Annotated in this window: 24 protein-coding genes and 1 pseudogene; 4 read left to right on the plus strand and 21 right to left on the minus strand. The window is 42.1% G+C overall.

What is annotated here, in order from left to right; all coding sequences use genetic code 11:
* Positions 1-69 precede the first annotated feature (69 nt).
* From argH to T344_RS0112270, 19 genes are all read right to left on the minus strand, one after another.
* On the minus strand, positions 70-1593 hold the full coding sequence (gene argH, locus T344_RS0112180; protein WP_027628949.1) for an argininosuccinate lyase: 1524 nt from the start codon (positions 1591-1593) through the stop codon (positions 70-72).
* Positions 1594-1606: 13 nt separating this feature from the next.
* Complete coding sequence (locus T344_RS0112185; RefSeq protein WP_034861271.1) at positions 1607-2749, minus strand: ROK family protein; 1143 nt, start codon at positions 2747-2749, stop codon at positions 1607-1609.
* Positions 2750-2813: 64 nt separating this feature from the next.
* Complete coding sequence (locus tag T344_RS0112190; RefSeq protein ID WP_027628951.1) at positions 2814-4073, minus strand: L-serine ammonia-lyase, iron-sulfur-dependent, subunit alpha; 1260 nt, start codon at positions 4071-4073, stop codon at positions 2814-2816.
* The gene (locus T344_RS0112195) at positions 4073-5011 is read right to left on the minus strand and encodes an amidohydrolase family protein (protein ID WP_027628952.1); all 939 of its coding nucleotides are present in this window, start codon (positions 5009-5011) and stop codon (positions 4073-4075) included. Before T344_RS0112195 ends, T344_RS0112190 begins: the two co-directional genes overlap by 1 nt.
* A 12-nt stretch (positions 5012-5023) precedes the next feature.
* Positions 5024-5836 carry a carbohydrate ABC transporter permease gene (locus T344_RS0112200; RefSeq protein ID WP_004625184.1) on the minus strand — a complete coding sequence of 271 codons (813 nt, stop codon included), beginning with the start codon at positions 5834-5836 and terminating at the stop codon, positions 5024-5026.
* A 35-nt stretch (positions 5837-5871) separates the two neighbouring features.
* A complete protein-coding gene (locus T344_RS0112205; protein ID WP_051571805.1) occupies positions 5872-6771 on the minus strand; it encodes a carbohydrate ABC transporter permease in 900 nt (299 codons plus the stop codon).
* Positions 6772-6985: 214 nt separating this feature from the next.
* On the minus strand, positions 6986-8314 hold the full coding sequence (locus T344_RS0112210) for an extracellular solute-binding protein (RefSeq protein ID WP_084331212.1): 1329 nt from the start codon (positions 8312-8314) through the stop codon (positions 6986-6988).
* Between the two features lie 224 nt (positions 8315-8538).
* On the minus strand, positions 8539-9480 hold the full coding sequence (locus T344_RS0112215; RefSeq protein ID WP_027628955.1) for an ROK family protein: 942 nt from the start codon (positions 9478-9480) through the stop codon (positions 8539-8541).
* Positions 9481-9685: 205 nt separating this feature from the next.
* Positions 9686-10408, minus strand: coding sequence for a tryptophan synthase subunit alpha (locus T344_RS0112220; protein WP_027628956.1), 723 nt, complete (start codon positions 10406-10408; stop codon positions 9686-9688).
* 21 nt (positions 10409-10429) lie between these two features.
* Positions 10430-11584, minus strand: coding sequence for an iron-containing alcohol dehydrogenase (locus T344_RS0112225; protein WP_027628957.1), 1155 nt, complete (start codon positions 11582-11584; stop codon positions 10430-10432).
* A 34-nt stretch (positions 11585-11618) separates the two neighbouring features.
* Positions 11619-12407 (minus strand): BtpA/SgcQ family protein, encoded by a 789-nt coding sequence (locus T344_RS0112230; RefSeq protein ID WP_004625124.1) that lies wholly within the window; start codon positions 12405-12407, stop codon positions 11619-11621.
* Positions 12404-13162, minus strand: coding sequence for a nucleoside phosphorylase (locus T344_RS0112235; protein ID WP_027628958.1), 759 nt, complete (start codon positions 13160-13162; stop codon positions 12404-12406). The genes T344_RS0112230 and T344_RS0112235 overlap by 4 nt, the downstream gene beginning before the upstream one ends.
* Before the next feature lie 6 nt (positions 13163-13168).
* Positions 13169-14122 carry a carbohydrate kinase family protein gene (locus tag T344_RS0112240; protein ID WP_027628959.1) on the minus strand — a complete coding sequence of 318 codons (954 nt, stop codon included), beginning with the start codon at positions 14120-14122 and terminating at the stop codon, positions 13169-13171.
* Entirely contained in the window at positions 14122-14691 is a 570-nt protein-coding gene (locus T344_RS0112245) for a cysteine hydrolase family protein (RefSeq protein WP_027628960.1), read from the minus strand. The genes T344_RS0112240 and T344_RS0112245 overlap by 1 nt, the downstream gene beginning before the upstream one ends.
* On the minus strand, positions 14684-15601 hold the full coding sequence (locus tag T344_RS0112250) for an ABC transporter permease (protein ID WP_027628961.1): 918 nt from the start codon (positions 15599-15601) through the stop codon (positions 14684-14686). The genes T344_RS0112245 and T344_RS0112250 overlap by 8 nt, the downstream gene beginning before the upstream one ends.
* A gap of 25 nt (positions 15602-15626) precedes the next feature.
* On the minus strand, positions 15627-16712 hold the full coding sequence (locus T344_RS0112255) for an ABC transporter permease (RefSeq protein WP_027628962.1): 1086 nt from the start codon (positions 16710-16712) through the stop codon (positions 15627-15629).
* A 51-nt stretch (positions 16713-16763) separates the two neighbouring features.
* On the minus strand, positions 16764-18311 hold the full coding sequence (locus tag T344_RS0112260) for an ABC transporter ATP-binding protein (RefSeq protein ID WP_027628963.1): 1548 nt from the start codon (positions 18309-18311) through the stop codon (positions 16764-16766).
* A 34-nt stretch (positions 18312-18345) separates the two neighbouring features.
* A complete protein-coding gene (locus tag T344_RS0112265) occupies positions 18346-19521 on the minus strand; it encodes a BMP family lipoprotein (protein WP_027628964.1) in 1176 nt (391 codons plus the stop codon).
* A gap of 218 nt (positions 19522-19739) precedes the next feature.
* Positions 19740-20468 carry a GntR family transcriptional regulator gene (locus T344_RS0112270; RefSeq protein ID WP_027628965.1) on the minus strand — a complete coding sequence of 243 codons (729 nt, stop codon included), beginning with the start codon at positions 20466-20468 and terminating at the stop codon, positions 19740-19742.
* A 367-nt stretch (positions 20469-20835) separates the two neighbouring features.
* On the opposite strand from T344_RS0112270, the gene T344_RS0112275 reads away from it, so the two are divergent.
* The 4 genes from T344_RS0112275 (at position 20836) to T344_RS0112290 (ending at position 23038) form a co-directional block, all read left to right on the plus strand.
* The gene (locus tag T344_RS0112275; RefSeq protein WP_027628966.1) at positions 20836-21141 is read left to right on the plus strand and encodes a DUF2325 domain-containing protein; all 306 of its coding nucleotides are present in this window, start codon (positions 20836-20838) and stop codon (positions 21139-21141) included.
* Positions 21142-21171: 30 nt separating this feature from the next.
* The gene (locus tag T344_RS0112280; RefSeq protein ID WP_027628967.1) at positions 21172-21606 is read left to right on the plus strand and encodes a flavodoxin; all 435 of its coding nucleotides are present in this window, start codon (positions 21172-21174) and stop codon (positions 21604-21606) included.
* Between the two features lie 152 nt (positions 21607-21758).
* Complete coding sequence (locus tag T344_RS0112285; protein ID WP_051571807.1) at positions 21759-22367, plus strand: DUF3793 family protein; 609 nt, start codon at positions 21759-21761, stop codon at positions 22365-22367.
* A gap of 65 nt (positions 22368-22432) precedes the next feature.
* Entirely contained in the window at positions 22433-23038 is a 606-nt protein-coding gene (locus T344_RS0112290) for an HD-GYP domain-containing protein (RefSeq protein WP_051571809.1), read from the plus strand.
* Positions 23039-23466: 428 nt separating this feature from the next.
* Here T344_RS0112290 and T344_RS0112295 read toward each other — a convergent pair whose 3' ends face one another.
* Both T344_RS0112295 and T344_RS31545 read right to left on the minus strand, forming a co-directional pair.
* Positions 23467-23952: an SMI1/KNR4 family protein gene (locus T344_RS0112295; protein ID WP_027628970.1), complete on the minus strand. Its 486-nt coding sequence runs from the start codon at positions 23950-23952 to the stop codon at positions 23467-23469.
* 25 nt (positions 23953-23977) lie between these two features.
* A pseudogene (locus tag T344_RS31545) lies at positions 23978-25909 on the minus strand (hypothetical protein); the annotation flags it as partial.

Genomic DNA, 25909 nt, shown 5'->3' on the forward strand with positions numbered 1-25909 from the left:
ATTTTATATTTTAACACAAATCACAAAAACAGGCAAGCTAATTTTATTTTGCACCCCCACAATCACCCTTTAAGCCAGGGGCTCACAGCAAATAATATTTTCCATCGCTTCATTCAGAAGACGTTCGGCATCTTTCAGTTTCTCAATACATTGCTTCAACAAACTCTGATCCCTTTCAAGAGCTTCCCCTCTGTTTGTCAGCATCCTTTCGGTCTCTTCGGGTGCCGGTCCCCCTGTAACCGATCTGACATTGATAAAATTAACCGGATCCAATGCCTTTTCAATCTCGGCAGGTTCAAGATCTATTGATCTCCCCAGTATCTCCCTTGATATGTCTGAAATTATCTGAGGCGTTATATCCTGCGCTTTCTGTCCATTCTTTACCATATGTTTTACTATTGTACTGGTTATCTTATGGCTGTGACGGAAGGACAGGCCCTTATCCCTTACCAGCACGTCGGCTAATTCGGTGGCAGTAATAAATCCTTCATGAGCCCTCTGCAAAAGTATGTCCTTATTGACCTTCAAGGTAGCAAAAACAGAGCTCAGCATTTTTAACGCTCTGATTGTATATTTTATTGAATCATACAGATGCGGCTGCAATTGTTCTTCGGTATCGACTATATCTCCAAAAGGTGTGTTGTGCAGAATGTCAAATATACTTTTTGCTTCGGCTATAGCTTTGCTGATAGCCGGTCTGGTCTGCTCCAGGGAAGAAGGATTCCTTTTCTGAGGCATGATGCTGCTGGTTTGTACATATGGATCAGACAAATAAAAAACATTAAATTCCTTTGTACAAAAATCCAATGTATCTTTCATAAACCTTGACAAGCTGGTATTCATAATTGCAAGAACCGCTGCGCATTCGGTCAGATAATCGCAGCCTGCAATACTATCGTATGAATTTTCAACAAGACCGTCAAATCCCAATAATTCACCGGTTCTCTGCCGGTTTATGGGGAATCCTGTGGTTGTGATGGCTGCGGCACCCAGAGGGCTGTGGTTTATGGTTTTCACCACCTGGACAAATCTGGTGAAATCCCGTTCCAAGGAGTCCTGAAATGCTAATATATAGTGGGCCAGGGTACTTGGCTGGGCCGGTTGTGTATGCGTATATGCAGGCATGACTGTATTTATGTTTTCTCCGGCCAGGGAAAGTAATACCTGCCGGAATATGTTCAATGCTTCCATTACTTCAAGAACCTTCTGCCTCAGCACCATACGAAATTCGCATATGTCTATATCATTCCGGCTTCTTGCAATGTGCAGTCTTCCTGCGGTATCCCTGCCCACCAGGCTTTCCAGCTCATGCTCTATCATAAAGAACATATCCTCATAGGAAGGATCATATGTCCTGTCATTCATATCAATTGCTTCGATCTGCCTGAGTCCCGCCAGAATATCCCTTGCTTCCTGCAATGTAATTATTTTCTGTTCATACAGCATAACTGCGTGAGCCTTGCTTATTTCAATAAATGGCCCGGCATAATAATTCTTTTGGGTGTCAAAAATCGGAGCCAGGACACAATCCTGAAAAGTTTTGCCTGGAAAGTGCGTGCCATCCATCTGCTCAACATATTCTTTTGTATACATATAGAATTCCCCCTCAATAAAAACTGATTCCATATTTTTCTGCCAGCACGGTGGCTACACACCCCATAACGCCGGCATCATCTTCCAGCTCTGACAAAACTATTTCCGCTTCAACCGGAGTAAGTCTTGCCACTTCTTTCCTTATTGTCAGCAGCAAACCAAGTCCTGCCTTTGATACTCCGCCGCCCAGAATAACTGCCTGGGGACTTAGTATACTCACTATATTTGAAATTCCCATACTCAGATATTCAGTCATCTCATTAACTGCTTCAATGGAAGCCTTATCATTGTGAAGAGCCTTTTCAAAGACCTCTTTGCAGCTGATGTTCATTTTCCTCTCGATAGCACTTCCTGAAGCTACACTTTCAAAATAGCCATAGGCATCCGGTGTATAGATTTCTGTTTTTAAAGCATCTTTTGAAAGTACAAGATATCCTATTTCTCCTCCGGTATAATTGTTGCCTCTGTATATTTTATTATCTATAATAATTCCGCTCCCAATACCATCTCCAATGGATATAAACACGAAATTGCTGTATTCTTTTCCAACTCCAAGCCACTTTTCTCCGAAGACTGCCATATTTACGTCATTATCAATAAATACGTCCAGATTTAATTCTTTTGCAAGTACATCCCTGATGGGGAAATCCACCCAATTAAGCTTTGGTACAAACCTTGCAATCCCGTTTTCAATATCGGCAGTTCCGGGAATGCCTACCCCGACACCGATTAACCTGTCATTAATCCCCAGTCTGGTAACCATTTCCTTAATAATCTGCACAATGCTGTTTAAATATTTGTCCTCTTTGGAGTTTATTCTCTGTATTACTTCTTTTAATAATATTTTTCCAGACAGGTCGGATATTACACAGATGCTTTTGGACGCACCTATGTCAATACCTATTATATACCCTGCAGATGGGTTAAACACCAGTTCTATAGGCTTTCTGCCGCCTAGTTTCGTAGAAATTCCTTCTCCCTTTTCCCTTATAATATTTTCGCCCAGTAATTCTTCGACGATGGAGGAAACAGTAGACTTGCTCAAATTGGTAAGGGTAGAAATCATTGCTCTAGATATAGACTTTTCCTTTACAATTAATGAAAGAACTGTTTTTTTGTTCATTAATTTAATGTATTCTGGCGTACCCTTTATCATTCTCAAATACTCCTTATGTTTTTACTATAACACCAATCATTTTATAACAAATATTGTATATCTTCTACTTTTTTTGCGAGTGAAGGATATTTAACATGATATTATCAACTTCCTTCATTCCATAATTATTTATATAGCCGAGATTCCGTATATTTTCATCTATGTCATGGGTAATTATGCCGCTGCCCGGCTGTATTCCGGCTTTATCAACCGCCATAATCCCGCTCATTACCGCACACTCTGCAGCAAAGCTTACTTTAAATGCACAGCTTTCCTTTGCACCATCACAGAGCATACCGGCTATACTTCCGATTACAGTGTTCACTGCGTCTTCCGCTTCCTTACAGCCGCCTCCCATCAAATAAGCCGTCGCGGCCGCAGCTCCGGCGGCTCCGGCAACCGCTGTTCCGCACATTACTGTGAGGCGGTTCATCTGGCTTTTAATGTATGCCGCAATTAAAACAGATAAATATATGGCCCGCTCTCTTTCTGCCCGGGGTTTCCTGATTGCATCACAGACGGCAGATACCGCAAGCATGCTTGTTATCCCAAGGTTCCCGCTGCCGGCCAGACTGACTATGGGAGCCCTTTCCCCCGACATCCTCATCCTTCCGGCATTCAATACATAAATCCGGGCCATGTTTGCCATATCATTTGCCGGAACATCAGCCAGGCTGAGAATCCTTTGCAGATATTTCCCGGCATCCTCAGGCAAATCAGACATTGCAGCCCTTTTGTTGATTTCCTCATATTTCAGAATGGAGCCCTCTTGCATATCCTCCTCCAGAGCCGCCGAATACAGGCTTCTGAAATCCCATCCATCAAAACTGTTTTCTTTACATACTTTTTGGGGCTCATTATGATATATTATCCGGTCATCTTTTTCTATATGGCATATCTGGTCATAATCTTCCCTGATTACAACCGTAACACCGGAAACATCACTGATGCACGTGACGCTGATATAAAGCGTTTCATCGGTATCAGAACAGGCTACCGTTACAGGTATCTCATTTATATAGTTGTCCACGTTGTTCTGCATCTCAGCGCTGATTTCCCCTAAAACCGACAACTTCAGCTCGGGCCTTTTAATCATGGCCCCCAAAAGCGCGGCATATTCAATACCATATTTCTTTATTACAGGAATCCCCACATACGCAGCATTTTTATATATATTTTTACTGAGAACAATATTGATTTTCCTTAAGCTTCCTTCAAGGATTGAAGCAGCTTTTGATGCAGCATATGCTATTGCACCGGGGTCGGTACACCCCATAGTCATTTTTATTTCTCTGTCCAAAATACTGCGTATTCCTTCATTCATTATGTTTCCTCCTGCTTGAGCAATCTGGCGATATTATTTCTAAATATCATTTTTACTTCATCCTGTTTCATCCCCAGCTCAATGCAGTCCTTGCGCTGTTCATCATAATACTGCCTGACAAACCCGCGGGGGAACCACTCTGAATCAGTTCCGAATATTATTCTTTCCGGCCCTATTGTTTCATAGTATTTTTTGAATAAATCCTTTATTGTGAGTGTATACGGCATCCATCTTGTCCATTGATTGCTGCCGGATGTGTCCACATGGATATTGGGGCAGACCCATGCAAGCTGCAGGAGCTCCTGGGGGTATCCGCAGCCGAAGTGGGGGATGATAAAAGGTATGTCAGGATATGCCCTTGCAACCTCATGCAATATCATGGGATTGATGTTTTCATGTGTTGCCAGGCCTCCGGCAGCCCCCAGGATACCGAAATGAATCAGCACAGGGATCTGGTGTTTTTCGGCTGCGGCCCATACAGGGTTAAGCACCGGATCGTCAATCCTTCCGGGCAGGTCGGGTGCAATAATTTTATACCCCTTTAACCCCTGGCTTGCTATGGCGTACTCAAGCTTTTGGGAAGCATCGGCCTCAAAAGGACTGTGATGCGCATATCCTATAAAATGTTCCGGATGTTCCTGCACAATCCTGCTTAAGACATCGTTTCCTCCTCCGGTTACAAATACAAGTTTGTCTATATTGTACCTTTCCATTTCAGAAAGCCATCTGTCGGAGGTCTGCTTCACATCGGCATCCGTGGGCTGACGCTGAGGAAAGCCCCATGCCTGCGCCCATTTTTTACTCTGATAACGGTTTTTATTCTGAAGCTTGTTCCACTTCTCTTCACCATACATTTCAATATATCTTTTTTGAATTCCTACAATTTCATACCCCTTAACGTCAAAATGAACATGCGAGTCAATCAATCCAAAATCCAAATCCTCCACCCCCTATGCTTTCAATCCTGTCATATGAATTCCTTCTATAATCTGTTTCTGGAAGAAGAAGAAAACAATCAGCACCGGTATGGTTGCCAGACTTGCTGCCGCCATAACGAGATCCCACTGATTATAGGATTCTCCCGAAAACAATGCCAGTCCGACGGGCAGTGTGTATATATCCGGCTTGTCAACCGCAATTACCGGCCACAAAAATGCGTTCCAGTTTCCCAGGAAGGTAAATATGCCCAGAGCCGACATGGCAGGCTTCACCATGGGCATTGCTGTTCTTAAAAATATTCCGAATTCGGAAAGTCCATCTATTCTCCCGGCTTCAAGTATGTCGTCAGGTACACCCATAAAGAACTGTCTCATCATAAATATACCGAAGGCTGAAGTGAGTCCCGGAAAGAGCAGTGACCAGTAGGTATTTATCCAGCCCAGGGTGTTGCTCATCATATACCAGGGTATAATCAGCATTTCCGTGGGTATCATCAGCGTGGATAGAACTATGATAAACAGAAAATTTTTACCCCTGAAGGGAAGTTTTGCAAATGTATAGCCCACTAACGTATCAAAGCAAAGTACCGATACGGTTGTAATGCCCGCAACCACAAAACTGTTTTTAAACCACACCAGGAAATTTGAGTCTTCTATGACTCTGGCATAGTTATTGAGGGTCACACTTTTGGGAATTATGGATGGACTATAGATATCCACTCCTGTTTTCAGGGATGTTGATATCATCCACAAAAACGGGAATACCATTATGATACCAATGATAGTAAGGGCCACATATGCAAACACCTTATTATATTTACTCATTTTCCTCCTCCTTTGGCTTCTTTTTGTATGCAATATCAATTATCATATTTTTTATCCAGCACTTTCATCTGGAACAGTGATATTGTGAGTATTATAATGAACAAAATAACTGTTGCCGCACTTGCATAACCCATTTTGTAATTAACAAATGCCAATTGGTAAATATATAGAACAACACTGACAGTCGAATTTAATGGCCCGCCGGCAATTCCCTGCCCGCCGGAAGTAATGTTGAACACCTGTGTAAACACCTGCAGAGTCTGTATTGTAGCCATTACGGAAAGATATACGATTGTAGGATTCAATAAAGGTATTGTTATATTTTTAAACTTTTGCCAGGGTGAAGCGCCATCAATCATTGCAGCTTCATAGTAGGTTTTGGGTACCTGTTTCAAGCCGGCCAAAAATATTATTGTATAAAATCCCAAGGCCTGCCATATTATATTTGAAATAACAACATATATGGCTTGAGATGTACTGTCAAGGAAGGGTTGTCTTGAAATTCCGAAAAGTCCTATTACATTGTTGATCAAACCGCCCTGTTTCATAAACATCCATCTCCATACCCACGATACGGCGACTATTGATGTTACATATGGTATAAAAACCACCATTCTATAGACCGATGCGCCTTTGGTGATGCTGTTGAGCAGCATGGCTATACCAAGGCTGAGCGCCAAGCCTATAGGTACTGCAAATAATATATATTTTCCGGTATTTATCAAGGAAGCCTTGAATACCTGGTCATGGAACAGATCCATAAAATTATCAAGGAATACAAAGGGTTTGTTTTTTGAGAGCAGATCCCACTTGTGCAAACTGACATTGAATGCATACAAGGCCGGGTAAATTCTGATACACAGGAAAAACAGCATAGGTGCCGATATGAATATATATGCCCACATGGATTGTCTTCCTTTAATTGATAGTTTCATCTGAGACCTCCTTTTGAGAGTCAAGTCTTTATTAAGACATATTTTTATTAAGACATATCTTTAATAAGACATATTACTTTTTACAGACTGCCTCCATAAGTGCCCGGTATGTCCGTTAAGACATACCGGGTATTGAAAAGTACATTTTCAACTCTTTTATGGAGGTCAATTTATTACCTATATTACCTCGTCATAATCCAACCACCGGGCAAGCCTACTTGCCCCAATATTCATCCAGCAGCTTCTGAACCTGTGCCGTTGCTTCATCAAGAGCTTGCTTGGGATCTACATTGTTCAACAGAACTTTGTCTATGGCATCCATCAAAGCTTTTCTGTCTGCATCTTCATCAACGTAGAAGTATGAATCTGCTATAGGCAATTGCTGGATAAACGGTGCAAGTTTGTCATCCTTAAGCAGTTCCGGATCGTTTGCAATCTCTGTACGGGCACCGATTTCACCAATTTTCTGTGTCCAGGTCTTCATAACTTCGGTTGAAGTGAGATACTCCAGGAATTTAACCGATGCATCCAATTTGTCTCCGGTTGCATTTGTAGTAATACCGTTGGTCCAGAAGGAACCAAAGGATGTATCGACACCATTGTAGGACGGCAGAACGGTTACACCATAATTCAGATCTTTGGCCTGTGATTTCAATGAGCCCAAACGATATGAGCCGTCAATATGCAAAGCTGCCTTACCGCTTATAAAAGCTGTGGAATCATCAGTAAAGAAGTCTTTTTCACCTACTTTATCAACCTTTGCCAGATTGACAAGAAACTCAAATGCTTTGTATCCGTTCTCCGATGCATTCCACTGAACTGTCTTCTGATCGGCGCTTATGGGCTCCTGTCCAAACTGTTTGAGAAGAACAGGGCGGAACCATGAGTGCAATTGTCCGGAGGGCTGGAATGTAAGTCCTTCAATCTCAAGCTTTCCATTTTCTATCTTTGTACATTTCTTAGCCATTTCAACCAATTCTTCAAGAGTTTTGGGCGGCTTTTCAGGATCCAGTCCATTGGCCTTAAAAATATCCTTATTCCAGAAAAGACCCAGAGTACGGACTGCTGTAGGTACAGTATAATACTTTCCGTCAATTTTATTTACTTTAACCATTGGAGCAAAAGTGCTCTCTATCTTTTCAGCCGAAAAGGATGCTTCGGGGAGCTGCTGCAAGGTTCCCGACTTAACGTACTTTGGCACCCACCCATAATAGAGGTTTATTATATCAGGACCGGAACCTGCCGAAACTGCTGCAGCTACCTTTTGCTGATAGGAGTCATAAGGAAAATGCTTTTGAACTACTGTTATATTACTATTGGCACCTTGAAATTCCTTTATCAGTTCATCCATCAGATTTACTTTTGTCTCATAGAAGTATTGCCAATATTCAATACTTACAGGTTTGGCTGCTGCAGTTGTGGATGTTTCAGTACTTGTCTGCGGGGTCGAATCGGGTGCCTCATTTTTATTACCGCACCCGGCTAAAAGAACAGAAAACGTCATGCAACCCGCCAAAATAAGAGATATAACTTTTCTACCCATAAAATCCTCCTTTTAATTACAAACAAAATGTTTTTTAGCCATACTTATTCCCCTCAGCTAATTTCCGAAAAAGACAGTAAATACAAAAGCAAACTTACCCATCCTCCCTTCCTTAACATATTGAATTATGTGCAATTTTCTTCATGTCTATCAGCTTCCCGGGGAGTCGCTCAAACTGTTTAGCACTTTATATTAATTGTTATTTGAACAAAGTCTTATAACAATTATAGTCTGATATTTGATAAAATCAGGTTGGTTTGTTCGGTTTCCTTACTATTGGTGGCATAAAAAACACTTAAAGCACTCCCAACAGCTCCTCCATATGCACCGGTTTTTGAAAGGCCAAGCTTCACTTTCAACGGTATCAACCGGGTTACATTCCTCGTCACTTCGTCAAGGAACTCCTGTCCTTCTTCCGCCATTCCTCCGCCTATCACAACAATCTCGGGATTAAGAATGCAAAAGAGTGAGCTTATTCCCAGCCCCAGGTATTTATATACATCCGTTACAACCTTTTGGGCCTCACTATTTCCCTGTTTTGCCTGTAAAAATATCTCCTTGCAGTCCAGAGGCTTATCGGTAATGGCCTGGTAAATACGTCCGGCGGCCGATGCGGAAGCTTTATTTTCAAAATAGCCGAATTCATTTTTACGGTAGGACTCCTGATATGCCTCAATGCTTAAAGGCAAGTATCCTATTTCTCCAGCTTCATAGCTATGACCTCTGTATATTTTCCCATCGAGATATAATCCGCATCCAATGCCGGTACCAATGGTAACCATTGCAAAATCATTGGACTGTTTGGCAGCTCCCAGATATTTTTCGGCTATGGTCCAGGCATTGACATCATTATCAACAAACGCTCTTATTCCAAACTTTCTTTCTATATGCTCCTTCAGAAATACATCTTTCCAGTCAAAGGCCGGGCATACCACAACTTTGCCGGTATCATAATCAACGGTGCCCGGAACTCCCACTCCAATCCCGCGAATATCAGTCTTGCTCTGCTTTATCAAGGTTCCAATCATATCATCAATATTTTTTATATATTGGTCTCCCAGGTAATCACTTTTTCTTTTGCAAGAGTAAATGATATTACCGCGTTCATCACATATTGCTGCTGAAATATTTGTTCCCCCGATATCTAAACCAATACTTGTCGGCATATGTCATCTCCTCTATTTGTTAGTTTTATGTACGAACTAACTTTATCAAAAAAAATGACGTTTTGTTCACATTCGACAAATTTCATCATTAATTTAATTTTATTTTAGTGTATAATTTTTGTTTTGTCAATATATTATATGTGTAAAAAAAAAGAATAGTCCACAACCCGGGACTATTCTTTTTTTTGTAGTTTAACTTGGTTATTTAGTCATTGCAGGTCTTTTTTAATAGTGCTATTGTTTCTTTCATTTTAGGAACATCATTATGGAGCTTAAGTACCGTGCTTCCTACAAAAACCCCGTCGGCTCGGGCATCTTTTGCCATTTGTATATCTTCAGGAGCATATATTCCCACTCCGCAGTATATCTCTCTTTTTATTCCCAGCTTCTTCAAATGCTCGATGCAGTGCTTAAGTGTGGGAAATTCAGGATTGATATTGTTTGTAGTAGGTTTGGCCTGCATATAAACAAAACCGTTGGACAAAAGCGCCGATTGAATTTCCTTCTCATCCATGTGGAATTGTACATAGCAGGATATCTTGATGCCGTTTTCGATAAGCCTGCTCTTTACTTCTTCGTTGTGGCTTCCCACATAGATAAGGTCCATTAAATCATTATCCACACAGAATTTTATAAACCTATCAACTCCTATTTCCAAAATAGTATTCTCATATGAAAGAAGTATGAACTTTGTGTCAGGATGATTGCTTTTAATTTTTATGATCCCATCCATATATTTACTGTAATCGTTACATGCTTCAAGAGCTTCCTTCATACGGTTGGCTATATATTCACCCTCAAGATAGGGGTCCGGGGATGGAAAATCCACCTCTATAATATCGCAGCCTGCCTGAATATAGTTTTCAGCCATTGCAATGCTTGATTCAATTGTGGGATATCCATTGGATAAATAACATATCAGTTTCACAGTAACCTCCAAAAGCTGTAATTATTTTGACTGAGCTTTATATATTTTTATGAATAATGCTTCTATCTGTTCTCTGGTGGGAATAACCGGATTTGTTTTGGTGCATCCGTCATTCAGCGCCATTTCAGACATGGCCCCAAGCTTTTCCATATATGCGTTTTCATCGGGTATCAGTTCTGAAATAAACGGCGGAATACCTATGGTTTTATTCAAATTTTCAACAACACTTATCAGATCGTCGGCTCCCAGTTCCTTTGCCAGCTTTGAATAAGCAGCTTTTGCAGTTTCATCCTCCAGATTGAATTTCATAACAAAGGGAAGTATTATTGCATCGGCCAACCCGTGGGAGACGCCGAAATAGCTTCCCAGTGTATGGGCCATGGAATGGACTATACCTAAAGAGACATTGGTAAAGGCCAGTCCGGCAACCATGGACGCATTTATCATTGTTTCACGGTACTCAATTGTATTTCCGTCGGCACAGGCCCTGGGGAGATTTACGATTATGTCCTTTGCCGCATTTCCGGCCAATATATTGCTCAAATAATTAGCTCTCCTGGATACCAGTGCCTCCAGGGCATGTGTCAATGCATCCATGCCGGTTTCGGCAGTAATTTTTGCAGGCATGGTGACAGTTACCTCAGGGTCGCAGATGGCAATGTCAGGCATCATTTCCATGTTGCCTATGCCGTATTTCACATGGGTCTCATCATCGGTGATGACCACAGAACGGCTGACCTCACTGGCAGTACCGCTGGTTGAGGGTATGCAGACCAGAATGGCCTTGTTTCTCAGCCCGGGTATGGGATTGGGGGGTACAATGTCCTTTAATGCGGTCAATTCAGGATGCTCATAATAAACCCACATGGCTTTCGCCGCATCCATTGCCGAACCCCCTCCCAGTCCTATTATTATATCGGGCCGTTCCTGCTTCATTGCTTCAGCGCCTCTATATACGGTGCTGAACAGCGGATCGGGTTCCACCCCCTCAAAGACAGAGCTGTCTATTCCCGCTTCTTTCAAATAATCTATGGTTTTCTGTAAAATTCCGCTTTTTTTCATGCTTGAGCCGCCGGTTACAATAAATGCTTTTTTCCCCTGCAGTGTCTTAAGGTGCTCAAGCGATCCCTGTCCGAACATCAACTGGCTTCCGGCAAGTTTCATCGGTCTCATCATAAATATCAGTCCTTTATTCTGTAATATTTTAACTCTACCCATTAAAAGCTTTAACAAGCTCTGTGCAAAGCTCCGGAGAAACAGGATTTTCTATAATGCCGCCTTCCTTCAGGCTGGAGCCCACTATGGCACCGTTGGCAATTTTCAGCTGTTCCTTTATATTAGAGGCTTTAACACCGCTTCCGGCAATGACCGGCAGCTTGGTAACCTGTTTGACTCTTTTTATAATGTCTATGGGAGTTTCAACACCTATATGCGTACCCGTCACAATAACAGCATCGGCTCCGCAGGCCTCTGCCGCTTTTGCAGAATCCTCTATTGTTACGTGGGGGAGCAGCATATGAGTGTGTTTTACCTGAATGTCGGCAAGTATCTTCACATTTTCAGCTCCGAGATTTTTTCTGAATTTCATTGCTTCACGGGCGCAGGGTGTGATGATCCCGCCAAAGAACTCCACCGTGTCCACAAATACCGGTATTCTCACAAAATCTGCGTCAATGGCTTTTGCAATGGAAAGCGCCGTCGCATAATCATTCATAGCCGCATCTATGCCGATGGGTATGCTCACATTTTGTGCTACAATGGCGCTGATAGCCGCCAGTGCACAGGACTGTTCAATATCAAGATTTATGCCGAAGGCTCCGTCGCCCATATTTTCTATTATTATGGCATCCATTCCTGACTTTTCAAGCGTAATGGCATCCTTCACGGCCTGGTCGGTCACTTTCTTCATATCCCCGCAGAAACCCGGTGTCCCCGGCAGCGCAAGACAATGCACCATTCCTATTACAAGACTTTTATCATTAAAGTTTAAACCCTTCATCTTCCAGCCACCTCTCTGTCATATATTACAAGCCCGTCAAGAGCTATTTTGCACAGATCTTCCTCGGACTTTGTGCGCGCATCCCCCTTAAGGAAGTCCTTCAGGTTTTCAAGAACTGTCGTCATTGTTACGATACAGCCCTTTATGCCCATGAGGTTCGCCAATACCAGCATACAGCTGGATTCCATATCCACTGCCGAAATATTGTATTTTTTCAGAGCGGTAAAAGTCTCGCTCATGTCTTTATTCATTTTGGCCGACAGGCGTGAATCCCTCATCTGGCTGTAGAAACCATCCATGGTACAGGTAATTCCGTTAACATATTCTCTTCCGTTTTCCAATGTGCTTTTATTCATGCAGTTTATGAGTTCAATATCTGCCACCGCCGGGAAAGACGTGGGCACGTATGTTTTACTTGTAGCTTCCTCTCTCATTGCCCCGGTCGGAATAATAAGTTTTCCCAGCAGGTCATCCTTGAGCCCCATGGTGGTGCCCATACGGACGGCAACCTCCATACCGCACTGGTACATCTCCTCCATGGCAATGGCGGCGGATGGAGCTCCTATACCTGTTGAAGTGACCGTTATCCTGACACCCTTATATAAGCCTGTATAGGTGTTGAATTCTCTGGCAAAAGCTATATGCCGTACATCTTCCAGCTGCTTCGCAACTGTCTCCACCCTCCAGGGATCTCCTGAAAAGAGCACGTATTTTGCTATATCTTTTTCCTCTGTTTTTGAATATAAAGTTTGCATTTATCCTCACTCTTCTCCCTTGATAAATTCGTTGAAACGCTTAAGAAATGCTTCTTCGTCAGGTGCATTGGTGGTGCAGCCAACCTTTTCGATTATAAACGAAGAAAGAACACTGCCAAGGCTGCAGCAATCCTTTACGCTTTTGCCTTTCAGATAGCCGTACAGGAAACCCGACATGAACGCATCTCCCGAGCCGGTGGTATCCACCACTTTGCCAAACTCAGCTGCGGTTATATGACCGGATAGGATACCGTCTTTTGTCTTGTGATAGTATACGCTCCCCTTCTTTCCAAGGGTAGTAACAATTATTTCGGCATTTCCCTTTTCAAAAAGCTCTGTGATATCCTCAAGCCCGAAGATCCTCTGTATTTCTCCCCGCTCGCATTCATTGCAGAATATAATTTTGCTGTACAGCAGTACTTCCTTGAAAAACTCCTCCGGGAAGGCGTCATAATCACATTTCATTCCAAAAACCAAAGGTACGCTCCAGGCCTTGCACTGCCTGTAGAATTCCAGGTTGTCTTCATAGGAACCCACAGTCATAATGCCTGTGCGGGCCTCTTTAAAGAACCTGGGGTCCATCCCTTTGGCATACTTTTTGTCCATCGCTCCGGGATAAAATATGGTAACATGGTTATTCTCGGAATCGGCAATGAGATAACAATTTGAAGTTGTCTCATCAGGAACGATCTCAACCGCATCCATGCACACTCCCGCATTTTTCAGATGATCATAAAAACCCGTCTCAATATAGTCGTCTCCCCCTACTCTGATAAGAGGAAGTGCTTTCATATTCAATTTTGCCATCAGATATGCAATATTGGTCGAACAGCCTCCGTATTGGATACGTGCATTGTCGCTGTTTTCAACAAGGGATGTATATCCGTATCTCAGCGGTGTGGAGGTCCTGATTATTCTGTCCAGACTGACATATCCATTTACCAGAACATCATATTTCATCAGATTATCCCTCCTTTATCCAGATTGTCGAAAAGCTCCTGTGAAGTCACAACTTTACCTAAATATTTTTTAATATCGGATAAATGAACCTGATTTACAGTTTCATCGTTGGTGGCTACACAGTCGGACACCACTATGGGAATATAGTCCAGATTATAGGCGTCGGTGACGGTAGCACGTATGCAGCAGTTTGTCTTAGTGCCTGTTATAATCAGATTCTTTATGCCGTTCTCCCTTAAAACCATGTCCAGATCAGTTCCTACAAAGCCGCTGTAACGTCTTTTTTTGATCACATAATCCCTGACAGGGTCCACCTCAAGCATTGGATCGATAGCATCTCCGCCCGTACCTTCAATGCAGTTGGGACGCATATTTGCAAGATTTTTGTCATACTTGCCGCTTCTATAACTGTGCTGCAGGAAAATCACAAGAATACCGTGCTTCCTGCATTCCTCAAGCACACGTTTTATCCTTGGCAGGATCTCACGGTTCTGAGGGTAAAATACCAGCCCTTCCGGGTCTGTAAAATCCTTTACCATGTCAATAATAACCAGTGCTGTATTATTCAAGTTTAAACCCCCTTATCTTTGTACGGCGGGACTCAACTGCCGAAACTGCAAACAGTACGATTACAATCATAAGGTAAGGTACTATTTCAAACAGTCCTGAGACAGGTCCGGCAAACAGAGCCAAATTGATAGCCAGGGATTTTGCCAATCCGAATATGATAGCGTAAATACTGGACTTTACAGGTTTGGCGCCGCCGCAGTATATGGCTGCTATGGCAATGAATCCTCTGCCAGCCGTCATATTATTTGTAAACAGAGCCATTCTTTCCACTGCCAGGTTTGCACCGGCCAGGGCGCATAGAGCCGCACCTATGAGCACTGCCGCATATTTAATGGCAGTACTGTTGATACCAACTGATTTTGCCGCTTCTTCGTTTTCTCCTACAACCCTCACATATACTCCAAACTTTGTTTTATACATTACAATTGATACAACAAGTATGAGTATGAAGCTGATATAGGTAATTAATGTATGCCCGCTTAAAAGACTGCCCACAATGGGTATATCCTTTATAAACGGAATATTGATCTTGAGATTTGTTACATTGACGATGGAGCTTACATTGATGTTGGCCATCTGCAAATACTTAAGCATAAAGGAGCTTAAAGCCAGAACGAATATATTTATTCCAAAACCTGTAATGATGAAGTTGCTCTTCATGGTTATCCCGAAAAATGAGAATATCAGTCCAAGTATCAAGGTGCAGAGGACGCTTAATAAAACCCCGATCCACAAATTTCCCGTCAACATGACAAATAGTGTGCTGCTGAAGGCTCCCATGAGCATCATTCCCTCCAGCCCGATGTTCAGCACATTTGCCTTGTGTGCGAACAGTCCGCCCAGCACAGCCAGGATAAGCGGGGCGCTGTGATAAATCATGTCGTATAAAATGTTACTCAATAAGTTCATAATTGTTTACCTCGGTTTATTAAAGTTATGAAGCCTTCTGCTCTCCGCTTTTGGACCTTTTCCACATGTTTTTTAATTTACCGGTCAAGTCAAATTGGCCGTTAATAAATTTCACAGAGAGTAAAAGTATCAGAATACCCTGGATAACACCTACAATATCTTTTGGAACATTTGTAAAAACGCTTATATAGTCGCTTCCGGTTTTCAATGCCGCATAGAATATGGCTGCAATAAGAATACCAACCGGATTGTGGCTTCCCAGAAGTGCAATCAGCATACCGTCCCAGCCCAATCCCGGACTTCCTGAGAAATCAAGGGTAAATCTGAATTTTTCGCTCATAAGGAAGCCAGCACCGGCAAGACCGCTTATTGCTCCGCTTATAAGCATGATGACCATAATTTTTTTGCTTACCTTCATACCCGTTGCTTCTGAGAACTCGGGATTTTTCCCTATTGCGTTAACTTCATATCCTAGCTTTGAATGTTTGAAGACAATATACATGATTCCGAATACAACAAGTGCTATGAAGAAGAATATCGTCAGATCGGAATTGAATATCTTTTTAAACATGGCACTTTCCATAATAGGATAGGTCGATACATATCCTGAACTGGGATCTTTAAATACTCCCTGTGACAGAAACTTGACAATTTCCACCACCACATAGTTGAGCATAAGCGTTACAACCATTTCATTTACATTGAAGTAAGCCTTGAGAATGGCCGGAATCAGGGCAAAAAGCATCCCCACCACCATACCTGTCAAAACGCACAGGGTAATATGGAGTACGGGCGGCAGCCCTTTTACACTAAAACCAACCACTCCTGCGAAAAAGGCACCCAGCACTGCCTGTCCTTCAACGCCCATATTGAAAATATTTGCTTTGAAGGTAATGGCGATGGCAAGCCCCGTCAATATCAGGGGGGCCGCAAAGTGTAAGGTTTTGAGCAGGCCGTTTACACTGAAAAGGGACTTCTGGATCATTATGGAATAGGTTAGAAAAGGGTTCTCGCCTATTGCGGCAATTACTATTCCCCCCAGAAAAAGGGCGCTGAGCACCGGAAATAAAACATTATATATACTTTTTAAAATTGTGTTGTTTTTTTTCACATTAACCTCCTAAGCCGTAGTATGGCTTTGAGCCGCTTTCACGCCGGCCTCTTATTCTGCCGATACTCCGGCCATCATCAGCCCTATTTTCTCACTGTCGGCGTTCCTGCCCTGAACCTCCCCTACAATCTTTCCTTTATACATAACTATAATTCTGTCACTGAGATTCATTATTTCACTGAGTTCACTGGAGACAAGCAAAATTGCCTTGTTCTCATCTCTTAATTCCAGAATCTTGTTATGGATAAATTCTATGGAACCTATATCCACACCACGGGTGGGCTGACTTACAATAAGCATCCTGGGATTTGAGTCAAATTCTCTTGCCACAATTATCTTCTGGGCATTTCCTCCCGACAGCTGCGAAACGTTGCCGTTTCTTTCAGCTATTCTGATATCATACTTTTCAATGAGACTGTCGCTTACATCTTCAATCTCCTTTTTTAATAAAAGGCCGTGTCTGCAAAGTTTTTCATTATTGTGATAACCTGCTATCAAATTATCCGAAATGGTCATATCCTTGCAAAGGCCCTGGGCGTATCTGTCTTCGGGTACTATTCCTATACCTGACGAGCGGAGCTCGGCAGGCCACTTGTTGGTTATGTCCCTGTTGTAAAGGTGAACCGAACCGCCGGTAGCTTCCATAAGACCTGAAAGCACTCTGACCAGCTCACTTTGTCCGTTGCCTTCAACACCCGCAACTCCAAGGATTTCCCCTTCTTTTATTTCAAAAGATATATTATCAAGAACTTTCTTGCCAAAATTATTCTCGGTACATAGATTTTTAACACAATATACAACCTTGTTTTGGCAGGCATCCTTTTCTTTCTTATTCACATTGAGGATAACTTCACGCCCAACCATCATTTTAGCTATTTCGGCGGCGCTGGTTTCCTTTGTCGCCCTGCTCCCCACAACTCTGCCGCGCTTTATAACCACTACCTTGTCGCTGACTTCCAATACTTCCCTGAGCTTGTGAGTAATTAAAATAATTGTCTTGCCCTGTTTTTTCAGTTCCTTGAAACTTACCAGCAGTTCGTCCACTTCCTGTGGAGTCAGGACTGCCGTGGGTTCGTCAAATATGAGAATATCAACATTACGGTACAGCATCTTCAGTATTTCCACTCTTTGCTTGGCTCCAATTGAGATATTCTCCACAATGTCGTCAGCATTGAGTTCAAACTTATAATCATCAATCAGCTTTTGTACAGTCTTTTTCTCCTGCTTGCGGTCGATTATCGGGCTTTTGAAGCTTAGTTTGCCTGATATTTTTATATCCTTTTTTATTTCGGTACCCAGAAGGATATTTTCAAAAACGGTGAGGCTGGGCACCAGCTTAAAATGCTGGTGCACCATTCCCAATCCGCAGTTTATTGCATCCAGGGAAGAGTTGAAAGAAACCGCTTTGCCCTGTACTCTAAGTTCCCCTCCGGATGGCTTCTGAAGCCCGAAAAACATATTCATGAGAGTTGTCTTTCCGGCTCCGTTCTCTCCGACAATTGCAGTAATCTCACCTTTTACGATGGAAATATTTATATCTTCATTAGCAACAAAATCACCATATTTTTTTGTTAAATTAACAGCTTCTATTGCGTACATATTTACCGCCTTCATTCTGTTTGATTTTTAATTATCAGTCATTTGGCATGTTAAGGTTTGTGAGTGCCGATTTATCAAAGCTCTCGCCTGCCTGGGCATTTGTAACCTTGATTTCACCGCTTGCTATTTTGTCGGCCACAGTTTTGAGCTGGGTCTTGATCTCATCCCACTTTGCTTTTCCCTCAGGTTTGATTTTGCCTTCAATTACACTTAAGTCGGTAATTCCGGTTGCTCCTGATGCAAGGTTGTAGCTTAAGACCTGTCCGTTAACCTTATCCATGGTTTGTTCCTTAAAGTGCTTTGAAATTTCAAAAACAGGAACTTCGGTATTCTTCAGAACACTTGTCAATATATAACCCGGCTGATTGCTGTCCTTGTTTGCATCGACCTCTATTGCAAGTTTCTTAACTTCCTTTGCCTTGGCGGTAACTCCGTCGCCAACAGCTCCGGCTACTGCGTAAACAATATTCGCACCGTCGGAATAATATGTGTTGGCTTTTGTGGCACCAGCTGCAGAATCGCTGAAACCGGCATTGTAATCACTGTAGAAGGTGTATTTCACGCCCAGCTCTTTTGCAATATAGTTGATTCCCTCTGCATAACCATAGCCAAACACTGTGATACCGTTTGACTTTGTTCCTCCAAGGAAGCCAACCTTTCTTCCCGCATCACCTGCGGTGAAGGCATAGTCTGAAGTATTGAACAGCTCGGAAGCATTTTCATTTACAAGTGCACTCAAAGCACCTGCGATAAATGATGCTTCATGAACATCAAACAGCACTGAAACAACATTTTTATGCTTTACACTGCCATCCTCATTTACATTTGGATTGTCATTGAATATAACGAAGGTTGTATCGGGGTACTGTTCAGCAATCGGCTTGTTTCCGCCCACCCCATTAATGAGAGCATCGAAATTGTACTCAAGACTGAAAATCAGCTTATATCCGGCGCCGGCCAACTGCGAAAGGCTTCCGGGAATATCTGAAGTTTCAACTACCTTATAATTTATACCTAATTCAGTTTTAACCTTTTCCAGCCCTGCAACTGCAGATTGGTTATAACCCTTGTCATTTGGACCCGCCGCAGAAGTGATAAGAGCAATTCCTAAATCATTCGTTTTGGTAGAACATCCTGTGAAAAGCATAGAAGCCAACATAACAATTACAAGTATAAACGACATTTTTCTTGCAAATTTCATTTTTTCCATGTCAACCACTCCTCTGATACTGTTTTGATGATTTGATGAATTTAATATTTGTTTAATGGAGAAGTCTTAGCCGCGACATTAAGACTTCTTATAAAAAACCACTTCTCAAGCTTTTTTAGGGTGCAAAAAACCAAGCCGTGGCAAATTATACTTTTTTACCTGGCATATGTGACGGTTCAATATCCGGATGTGACTAAATCTCCGGTATTGTCAAAATACTATTGATGGATCTGATTAATATAAAATTTGAACTTATCGGATCTATAGAAGCTTTTAAAAGTTTCTATAGGTACTTCCCTTCCATTAACCATTCCAAAAGTTACAGCCCTGAAAAGCAGTATGGGATCTCCTTCTTTTATCTCCAGTTCCTTGGCAACTTCATCGACAGCCAGAACGGCTTCAATGGTTCTTGTCGCCTTTGTAATCCTGGTATTGTATTTGCTTTCAAGAACGTCATAAATAGAGTGCACACCGAAATCATATGTCTCTATTAAAGGAAATGTCTTGCAGGGCAAATATGTTGTTGTAAGGTTTATGGGTTCATTGTTTGCATAATATACCCTTTTAACCTTAAGTACCTTTTCCCCATTGCTGAGCTGCAATTTTTTTATTCTCGCCTTGTCTGCCTCAAGGACCTCTGCCGTGAGAAGACGCTTTGACGGTGTCATACCCAGCTTTACTATATCCTGGGTACAGCTGGTGATTGATATCAAGTCCTGATCAAGCGTATCTTTTTTAACAAATGTTCCTTTTCCCTGAATCCTATAGAGATATCCTTCATTAACAAGGTCATCGATAGCCTTTTTGGCAGTGATCCTGCTTATTCCAAAGCTGCCCATAAGCTCTCTCTCACTTGGAATCATGCCGTCGGGTCCTATCTCTTCGTTGTTGATCATCTCTACAATTTTCTGTTTAACCAGATAGTATTTTGGTATCATTCCTATCATCACTATCCCCCTAAATAGAACATCATAGCATATCTACATGTTATTATATTGTTATGTTGATATGTCCAGTTACATAATATAATATTTATACATAAAAGTCAACGTGATTTACATAATTTTTTTGTGGGTTTTATATAGTTTCAGGGTATTTGGAAAACTTTTCAAACTCTGTTCATACAAATTATATTGACTTGCTTTGTAATACTTGGTAGACTATTATTAATTGATAATGATTATCATTATCATAAACTACAAATTAAACCATATGGTCCCGATACACAAGGAATAATCCGCAGCTTGCCCGGCTCACGGCAGGTGTGTGGATTTACTGAAAATCATGTGAGCCGGAAAGGTTAATGGTATTTAAATGAGTATTGTTTTAGTCGGCGGTCACGACAGAATGCAGGATGAATACAGGGAGATCTGTTCAAGCCGGGGACACCGGGTGAAGGTATACACCCAGATGCCCGCAAGATTTGATAAGGCCATCGGAAACCCTGACAGGATAGTTCTTTTTACTTCCACGGTTTCTCACAAGATGATGCTGACAGCCATAAAGGAAGCCAAAAAGAAGAACATAAGCGTGGTAAGAAGCCAGAGCAGCAGCGCCTCCTCTCTTCTAGAACTGCTAAAAAAACTGGAAAGCGAAAAAGATACCGCCTGTCCCTCATAATGGGAACAATAAAATTTTTGGAGGTATTCTATGAAAAATATAGCGGTAATTTATTGGAGCGGCACCGGAAATACTCAGCAAATGGCGCTGGCAGTTGCTGAAGGCGCCAGGAGTTCAGAGATTGAAGTTGCAGTCAAAGATGTTGGAAGTGCAACTTTACAGGACATCCAGAACTCCGATGCAGTGGCTCTGGGCTGTCCGTCAATGGGCAGCGAGGTGCTGGAGGAATCCGAAATGGAACCTTTTGTACAGTCCCTGGAGGATCTGGATTTAAAGGGTAAGCCCATGGTACTCTTTGGTTCCTATGACTGGGGAGACGGACAATGGATGTTCGATTGGGAGGAAAGAATGACCGGTCTGGGAGTCAAACTTGCCGGCGAGGGATTAAAAGTACATACCACCCCTGATGAGGAAGGGCTGAAGCTTTGCAGAGAGCTTGGCCAAAAGCTTGCATCATCAATATAAATTAAACGCATTGAGCCGGTTAATTCACTATGTTTTTCATTTAATGAATTTATTGAACAGCTTCAGACCAATATGCAAAATCAATAATGTTTCCGGCGCAATGAGTTAAATTTATATCGATATATATATCAATTACACGGGAAGTGATATTAATGGCAATAAATCAAATTCAAGCACTGAACTTCATAACTCTATTGAGCAAGCTTCCTGATGAGGATTATCTGTTGTCATTGATTGCTTACGGAACGGCACCTACAATAAGGGAGGAGAAACCCTCCTCCCTTATGACTTTTACCCGGGCAGGTAGAAACCTGTATGACCTTTGGGAGAATTTTGGCCCCCAGGTCTGCAAAAAGCTCAATCTGGAATTTACCCGGTTAAGAGACACAAAGGACAGTGTAAGAGTTCTCTTCTATAAAACCGGGCTGTTGGAGCAATGCCTGAATAAAAGCAGCAACAGGGAATTTTTAAATGAAATGGGCTATGCCTCGACAATAACTCTGGAGGACTGCATAGAAAAATTAAGAGAAAGATTTGAATGTGTATGCCCTCATGAAATCGGTATATTCCTTGGAATACCTCTGGAGGATGTGGTGGGCTTTATCAGTCATAAAGGTGAAAACAGCCTGCTTTGCAGATACTGGAAGGTATATCATGCTCCTGAAAGAGCATTAAAGCTGTTTCGAAGCTTCGACAAGGCCAGACAGGATATCAGAGACTCCATCGCAAATAACAACTTTGATTTCACCATATCTGCATAAACAGCAGCTCCAGGAATAACAAAGCCTTTGATTTTATGGAAGATAAATTAGAGGATAAGTACATTATGTATATAATAAAACGCTTTTTTGAAAAAAGCAGACTCCACGATGTCATAGAATGTCTGACAACAGCGATGGATGCTAAGGATTCATATACAAGCGGGCATTCCAACCGGGTTGCGGATATGTCCTTCCAGATCGCAAAGGCTATGGGTATAAAAGGCTCCAGGCTTGAAACCATTCATCTTGCCGCCCACCTTCATGATATAGGTAAAATTGGAATACCGGAAGAAATACTGAACAAAAGAGAAAAACTGCTGCCTGAAGAATGGGCCGAAATAAAAAGGCATCCGGAGATAGGCTATAATATTTTAAAAAAATCAAGGTATATGAGGGAAATATCGGAAATAGTTCTGCACCACCATGAACGTTGGGACGGAAATGGTTATCCCAGCGGCCTGAAGGTAACCCAAATCCCCCTTGGCTCACGTATTATTGCCGTTGCCGACTCGATAGATGCCATGACCTATGACAGGCCGTACAGACCGGCTCTAAGCTGGGAAGAATGTAGAAAGGAAATAATTAATAATTGCGGTATCCAGTTTGATCCCCATATTGTTACAACAGTGAACGACCTATATGGCAAAGTCCCCCCAAACCTGAAAGTATGATTTGATGAACTAAAGGGAGTATCGCATAATTACTAAAAAAGTAGTTAGTAATGCTCCTGCTGCGGTGATTCCCTTTTTCAGCATGTTTGCCGCCGGTTACTCCTGTATCGAATTATGCCTTGTGCTGCCGGTACTCGTTTTCTTTTCCTGACATAAATAAAAGGCAGCTACCCTTTTAGGATAACCGCCCACAATAAGTTTTACTTTACAATAATTTATCTATTCCAATATCATTCACCAATAAATCATGTAGTGAAAATATGTTTTTATAATTTAAACAGACATGATTCTTGCAACCTACAGCACCTTTACGAAATTTACACTTGGAAGTTCTATTTCTACCCTGGGCTATGAGCAAAAAAACCGGCCTTAACAGAGTCTATCCCCATTAAGACCCAATATATAATCTTATGATCTACTATATACGTTTAAATTTTTACTTTATTTGTGATAACTCCATTAAGAAATTCAAAAAATGAGGTTGAAACATTTTTTGCCTCTTCAAATTCAGGCTCATATCCATATACTACAGTTCCAAAATCACTCCCAACATTTAAAGCATAATAAGAATACCCATCTCTAACAGATAAAATAATTGGTATATGTTCATCCCAAAACCCAGTAATTTCCTCTTGCCAATCATTGTCACCTTTCGCTGCACATAATGACATCTTTTCAATCTCATCCCAGCTATAAACTGAGTTTGAACGTCCCTCATAATCATTTAAACATATGAACCATAGTTTATCATCCGGAGCTACACATGAGTCTATTTGTTTCAAAAATTCTATGTACTCAGGGGGAATATTGGGGTATCTATCATTTAAATCGTCTGGTAAACTGAAACTCGAATTGCTGCTAAGCTGAATATCCCACCCACGTTCTTTAGCCCATTTTACAAATTTTTCAGTCATCTCATCTGTCCCCTTTCTTTGGTTTTTATTTTTTGAGAATACCCATTTTCTTTTTTATTTCTCTAATTACCCTTCTTTGCAAACCTGTAACTTCATTGTGAGTTGGATTCTTTTCTGTTCTAGTTTCACCAGTCTTAGTCAAATCTTGTCCCATTGGTCCACCTAGCGCTAATCCATGTGGATGATGACCTCCGCTTTCACCTTTAAGTGCTCTTATTTCCTCTACCTGGCTAGTTGTCCTATAAAACACCAACGTATTATCGGGATCTATCCCCCACCATTCTGGTTTTCCTTTATACCATCTTCTTGTCTCTTCAATCAAGTCTGGTACATCTACTAACCATTCTTTAAGTACCTTAGCAGTAACAGCTTCACTTACTCCCGTATCTGCGGATTCCAAACCATCTGCTACTTTTTTTACTTCTGCTTCGGTTACTTGAGTATCTTGTTCAAGTCCTGATATTCCTGATTCTACCTGTTTTAGGGTTTCTTTGTCAATATGTTTATTATCACGTATATCACTTTCATTGCTGGCCATCATAACAACATTTCTGTTCTGGCCTTTTTCCACCCACAGCTCATGGGTTTCGTTGCCCAGCTTGAATTTGACCTTCGGAGTGAGCATTTTTCTTATTGCTCCTGATATTTTTGCTGCTCCGGCTGCCAGTATCTGCATTCCAAGCTTCTTCAGGTTTATAAGGCCTAGTGTCATGAGGTTATTATGTATGCCGCTCTTGACGGTTCCGAAGAAGTCTCCTCCGCCTTCTGCTTTACTGCCGCCTTTGCTGTCGCCCTGGGCCTGTCCGGCTTCCTTTCCGCCTGTATTGCTTCCGGTTTTGCCCTGGCCGCCTATTCCCATGGCTGTCATCAGTTTGGCTCCATTACCCATGCTGGATAGGGTTGTTTTCTCGGCACTGTCCACCATTCCTGTTGTCTGGTCTGTGACCTGGTCTATCATTCCTCCCACTGTTTTTACAGGGCCCTCCAGGGGTTTCATTATGCCCTGTACCGGACCTGAGCCGGCGATTTTGTCCAGTATCTTGTCGGCATAGGGTATGTATTGTCTGATCAGCTCTACTATGGACTTGCCGGCTATTGCCTCTATTCCTTTGAATACGGCTTTTATCAGGGCTGAGGGCGGATGTGTGATTATAAAGTTCAGCACCATGTCCACTGCCTTGCTGGCTATGGTTTTTATGAGCTGGGCAGGCTGTCCCAGCAGTGTTACTTTTTCTTTGATGCTTCCTGAGATTTCTTTTACTTTGGTTTTTATGCTGCCAAAGAAGTTTCCTACTGCCTCTTTTAGTTTTTCTGCTCCTTCACTGAGGGCTTGTGCGGGATTTCCCACTTTTTCGATGACTGTCACTATTCCTGCATACATTGCACTGAAGTTTTCAAACCAGGGCTTTGCCGCTATGTTTATGACCCCCAGTATTTTGTTCAGTCCTCCCGCTATTTTGTCATATACTCCTTTTAAGACGTTCAAGACTTTTGTAAGGGCATGGAGTACTTTTATGAGCCCTTTTTCTTCACGGCCCGCTGCAGGTTCTTTTTCCTCTTCTTCCTTTGGCTCCTGGGGCAAGCCCCTCAGCTGTCCGAACAGGCCTTTTACAAGGAAGCCTCCTATTCCCGCTATGCCAAGTATTTGCTTTACATCCGACAGCTTTATGCTTCTGATTGTGCTGACAAAGTTTAATACCGAGCCAACCTGTTTTAATAACTGGGGCAGTGTTGTTGTGAGCCAGGTTACTATCTGTACTACTACACTTCCTCCGCCTGTTGCAACTGCTGCCGCTATTTCTGCTGCTATCTGTGCCCCTTCCAGTACTGCATTGAATACTTTTTTAAAATCCATGCTGAGGAATTTTTTTATTCCTGACATTACTGTCTTATACAGCTTCTGTATTCCTGTAAACATGCCGTCCACTGTTTTTGCCATTTTGTCAAGTGCAGCTGT

This window comes from Ruminiclostridium cellobioparum DSM 1351 = ATCC 15832 (assembly GCF_000621505.1).
GTDB classification, from domain to species: domain Bacteria; phylum Bacillota; class Clostridia; order Acetivibrionales; family DSM-1351; genus Ruminiclostridium; species Ruminiclostridium cellobioparum.

Coding starts and splice junctions, on each gene's coding strand:
- argH (WP_027628949.1), bottom strand. CDS start 1,593: ATGTATACAAAAGAATATGTTGAGCAGATGGATGGCACGCACTTTCCA.
- T344_RS0112185 (WP_034861271.1), bottom strand. CDS start 2,749: ATGATAAAGGGTACGCCAGAATACATTAAATTAATGAACAAAAAAACA.
- T344_RS0112190 (WP_027628951.1), bottom strand. CDS start 4,073: ATGAATGAAGGAATACGCAGTATTTTGGACAGAGAAATAAAAATGACT.
- T344_RS0112200 (WP_004625184.1), bottom strand. CDS start 5,836: ATGAGTAAATATAATAAGGTGTTTGCATATGTGGCCCTTACTATCATT.
- T344_RS0112205 (WP_051571805.1), bottom strand. CDS start 6,771: ATGAAACTATCAATTAAAGGAAGACAATCCATGTGGGCATATATATTC.
- T344_RS0112210 (WP_084331212.1), bottom strand. CDS start 8,314: ATGGGTAGAAAAGTTATATCTCTTATTTTGGCGGGTTGCATGACGTTT.
- T344_RS0112215 (WP_027628955.1), bottom strand. CDS start 9,480: ATGCCGACAAGTATTGGTTTAGATATCGGGGGAACAAATATTTCAGCA.
- T344_RS0112225 (WP_027628957.1), bottom strand. CDS start 11,584: ATGATGAGACCGATGAAACTTGCCGGAAGCCAGTTGATGTTCGGACAG.
- T344_RS0112230 (WP_004625124.1), bottom strand. CDS start 12,407: ATGAAGGGTTTAAACTTTAATGATAAAAGTCTTGTAATAGGAATGGTG.
- T344_RS0112235 (WP_027628958.1), bottom strand. CDS start 13,162: ATGCAAACTTTATATTCAAAAACAGAGGAAAAAGATATAGCAAAATAC.
- T344_RS0112240 (WP_027628959.1), bottom strand. CDS start 14,122: ATGAAATATGATGTTCTGGTAAATGGATATGTCAGTCTGGACAGAATA.
- T344_RS0112250 (WP_027628961.1), bottom strand. CDS start 15,601: ATGAACTTATTGAGTAACATTTTATACGACATGATTTATCACAGCGCC.
- T344_RS0112260 (WP_027628963.1), bottom strand. CDS start 18,311: ATGTACGCAATAGAAGCTGTTAATTTAACAAAAAAATATGGTGATTTT.
- T344_RS0112265 (WP_027628964.1), bottom strand. CDS start 19,521: ATGGAAAAAATGAAATTTGCAAGAAAAATGTCGTTTATACTTGTAATT.
- T344_RS0112270 (WP_027628965.1), bottom strand. CDS start 20,468: ATGATAGGAATGATACCAAAATACTATCTGGTTAAACAGAAAATTGTA.
- T344_RS0112275 (WP_027628966.1), top strand. CDS start 20,836: ATGAGTATTGTTTTAGTCGGCGGTCACGACAGAATGCAGGATGAATAC.
- T344_RS0112280 (WP_027628967.1), top strand. CDS start 21,172: ATGAAAAATATAGCGGTAATTTATTGGAGCGGCACCGGAAATACTCAG.
- T344_RS0112285 (WP_051571807.1), top strand. CDS start 21,759: ATGGCAATAAATCAAATTCAAGCACTGAACTTCATAACTCTATTGAGC.
- T344_RS0112290 (WP_051571809.1), top strand. CDS start 22,433: ATGTATATAATAAAACGCTTTTTTGAAAAAAGCAGACTCCACGATGTC.
- T344_RS0112295 (WP_027628970.1), bottom strand. CDS start 23,952: ATGACTGAAAAATTTGTAAAATGGGCTAAAGAACGTGGGTGGGATATT.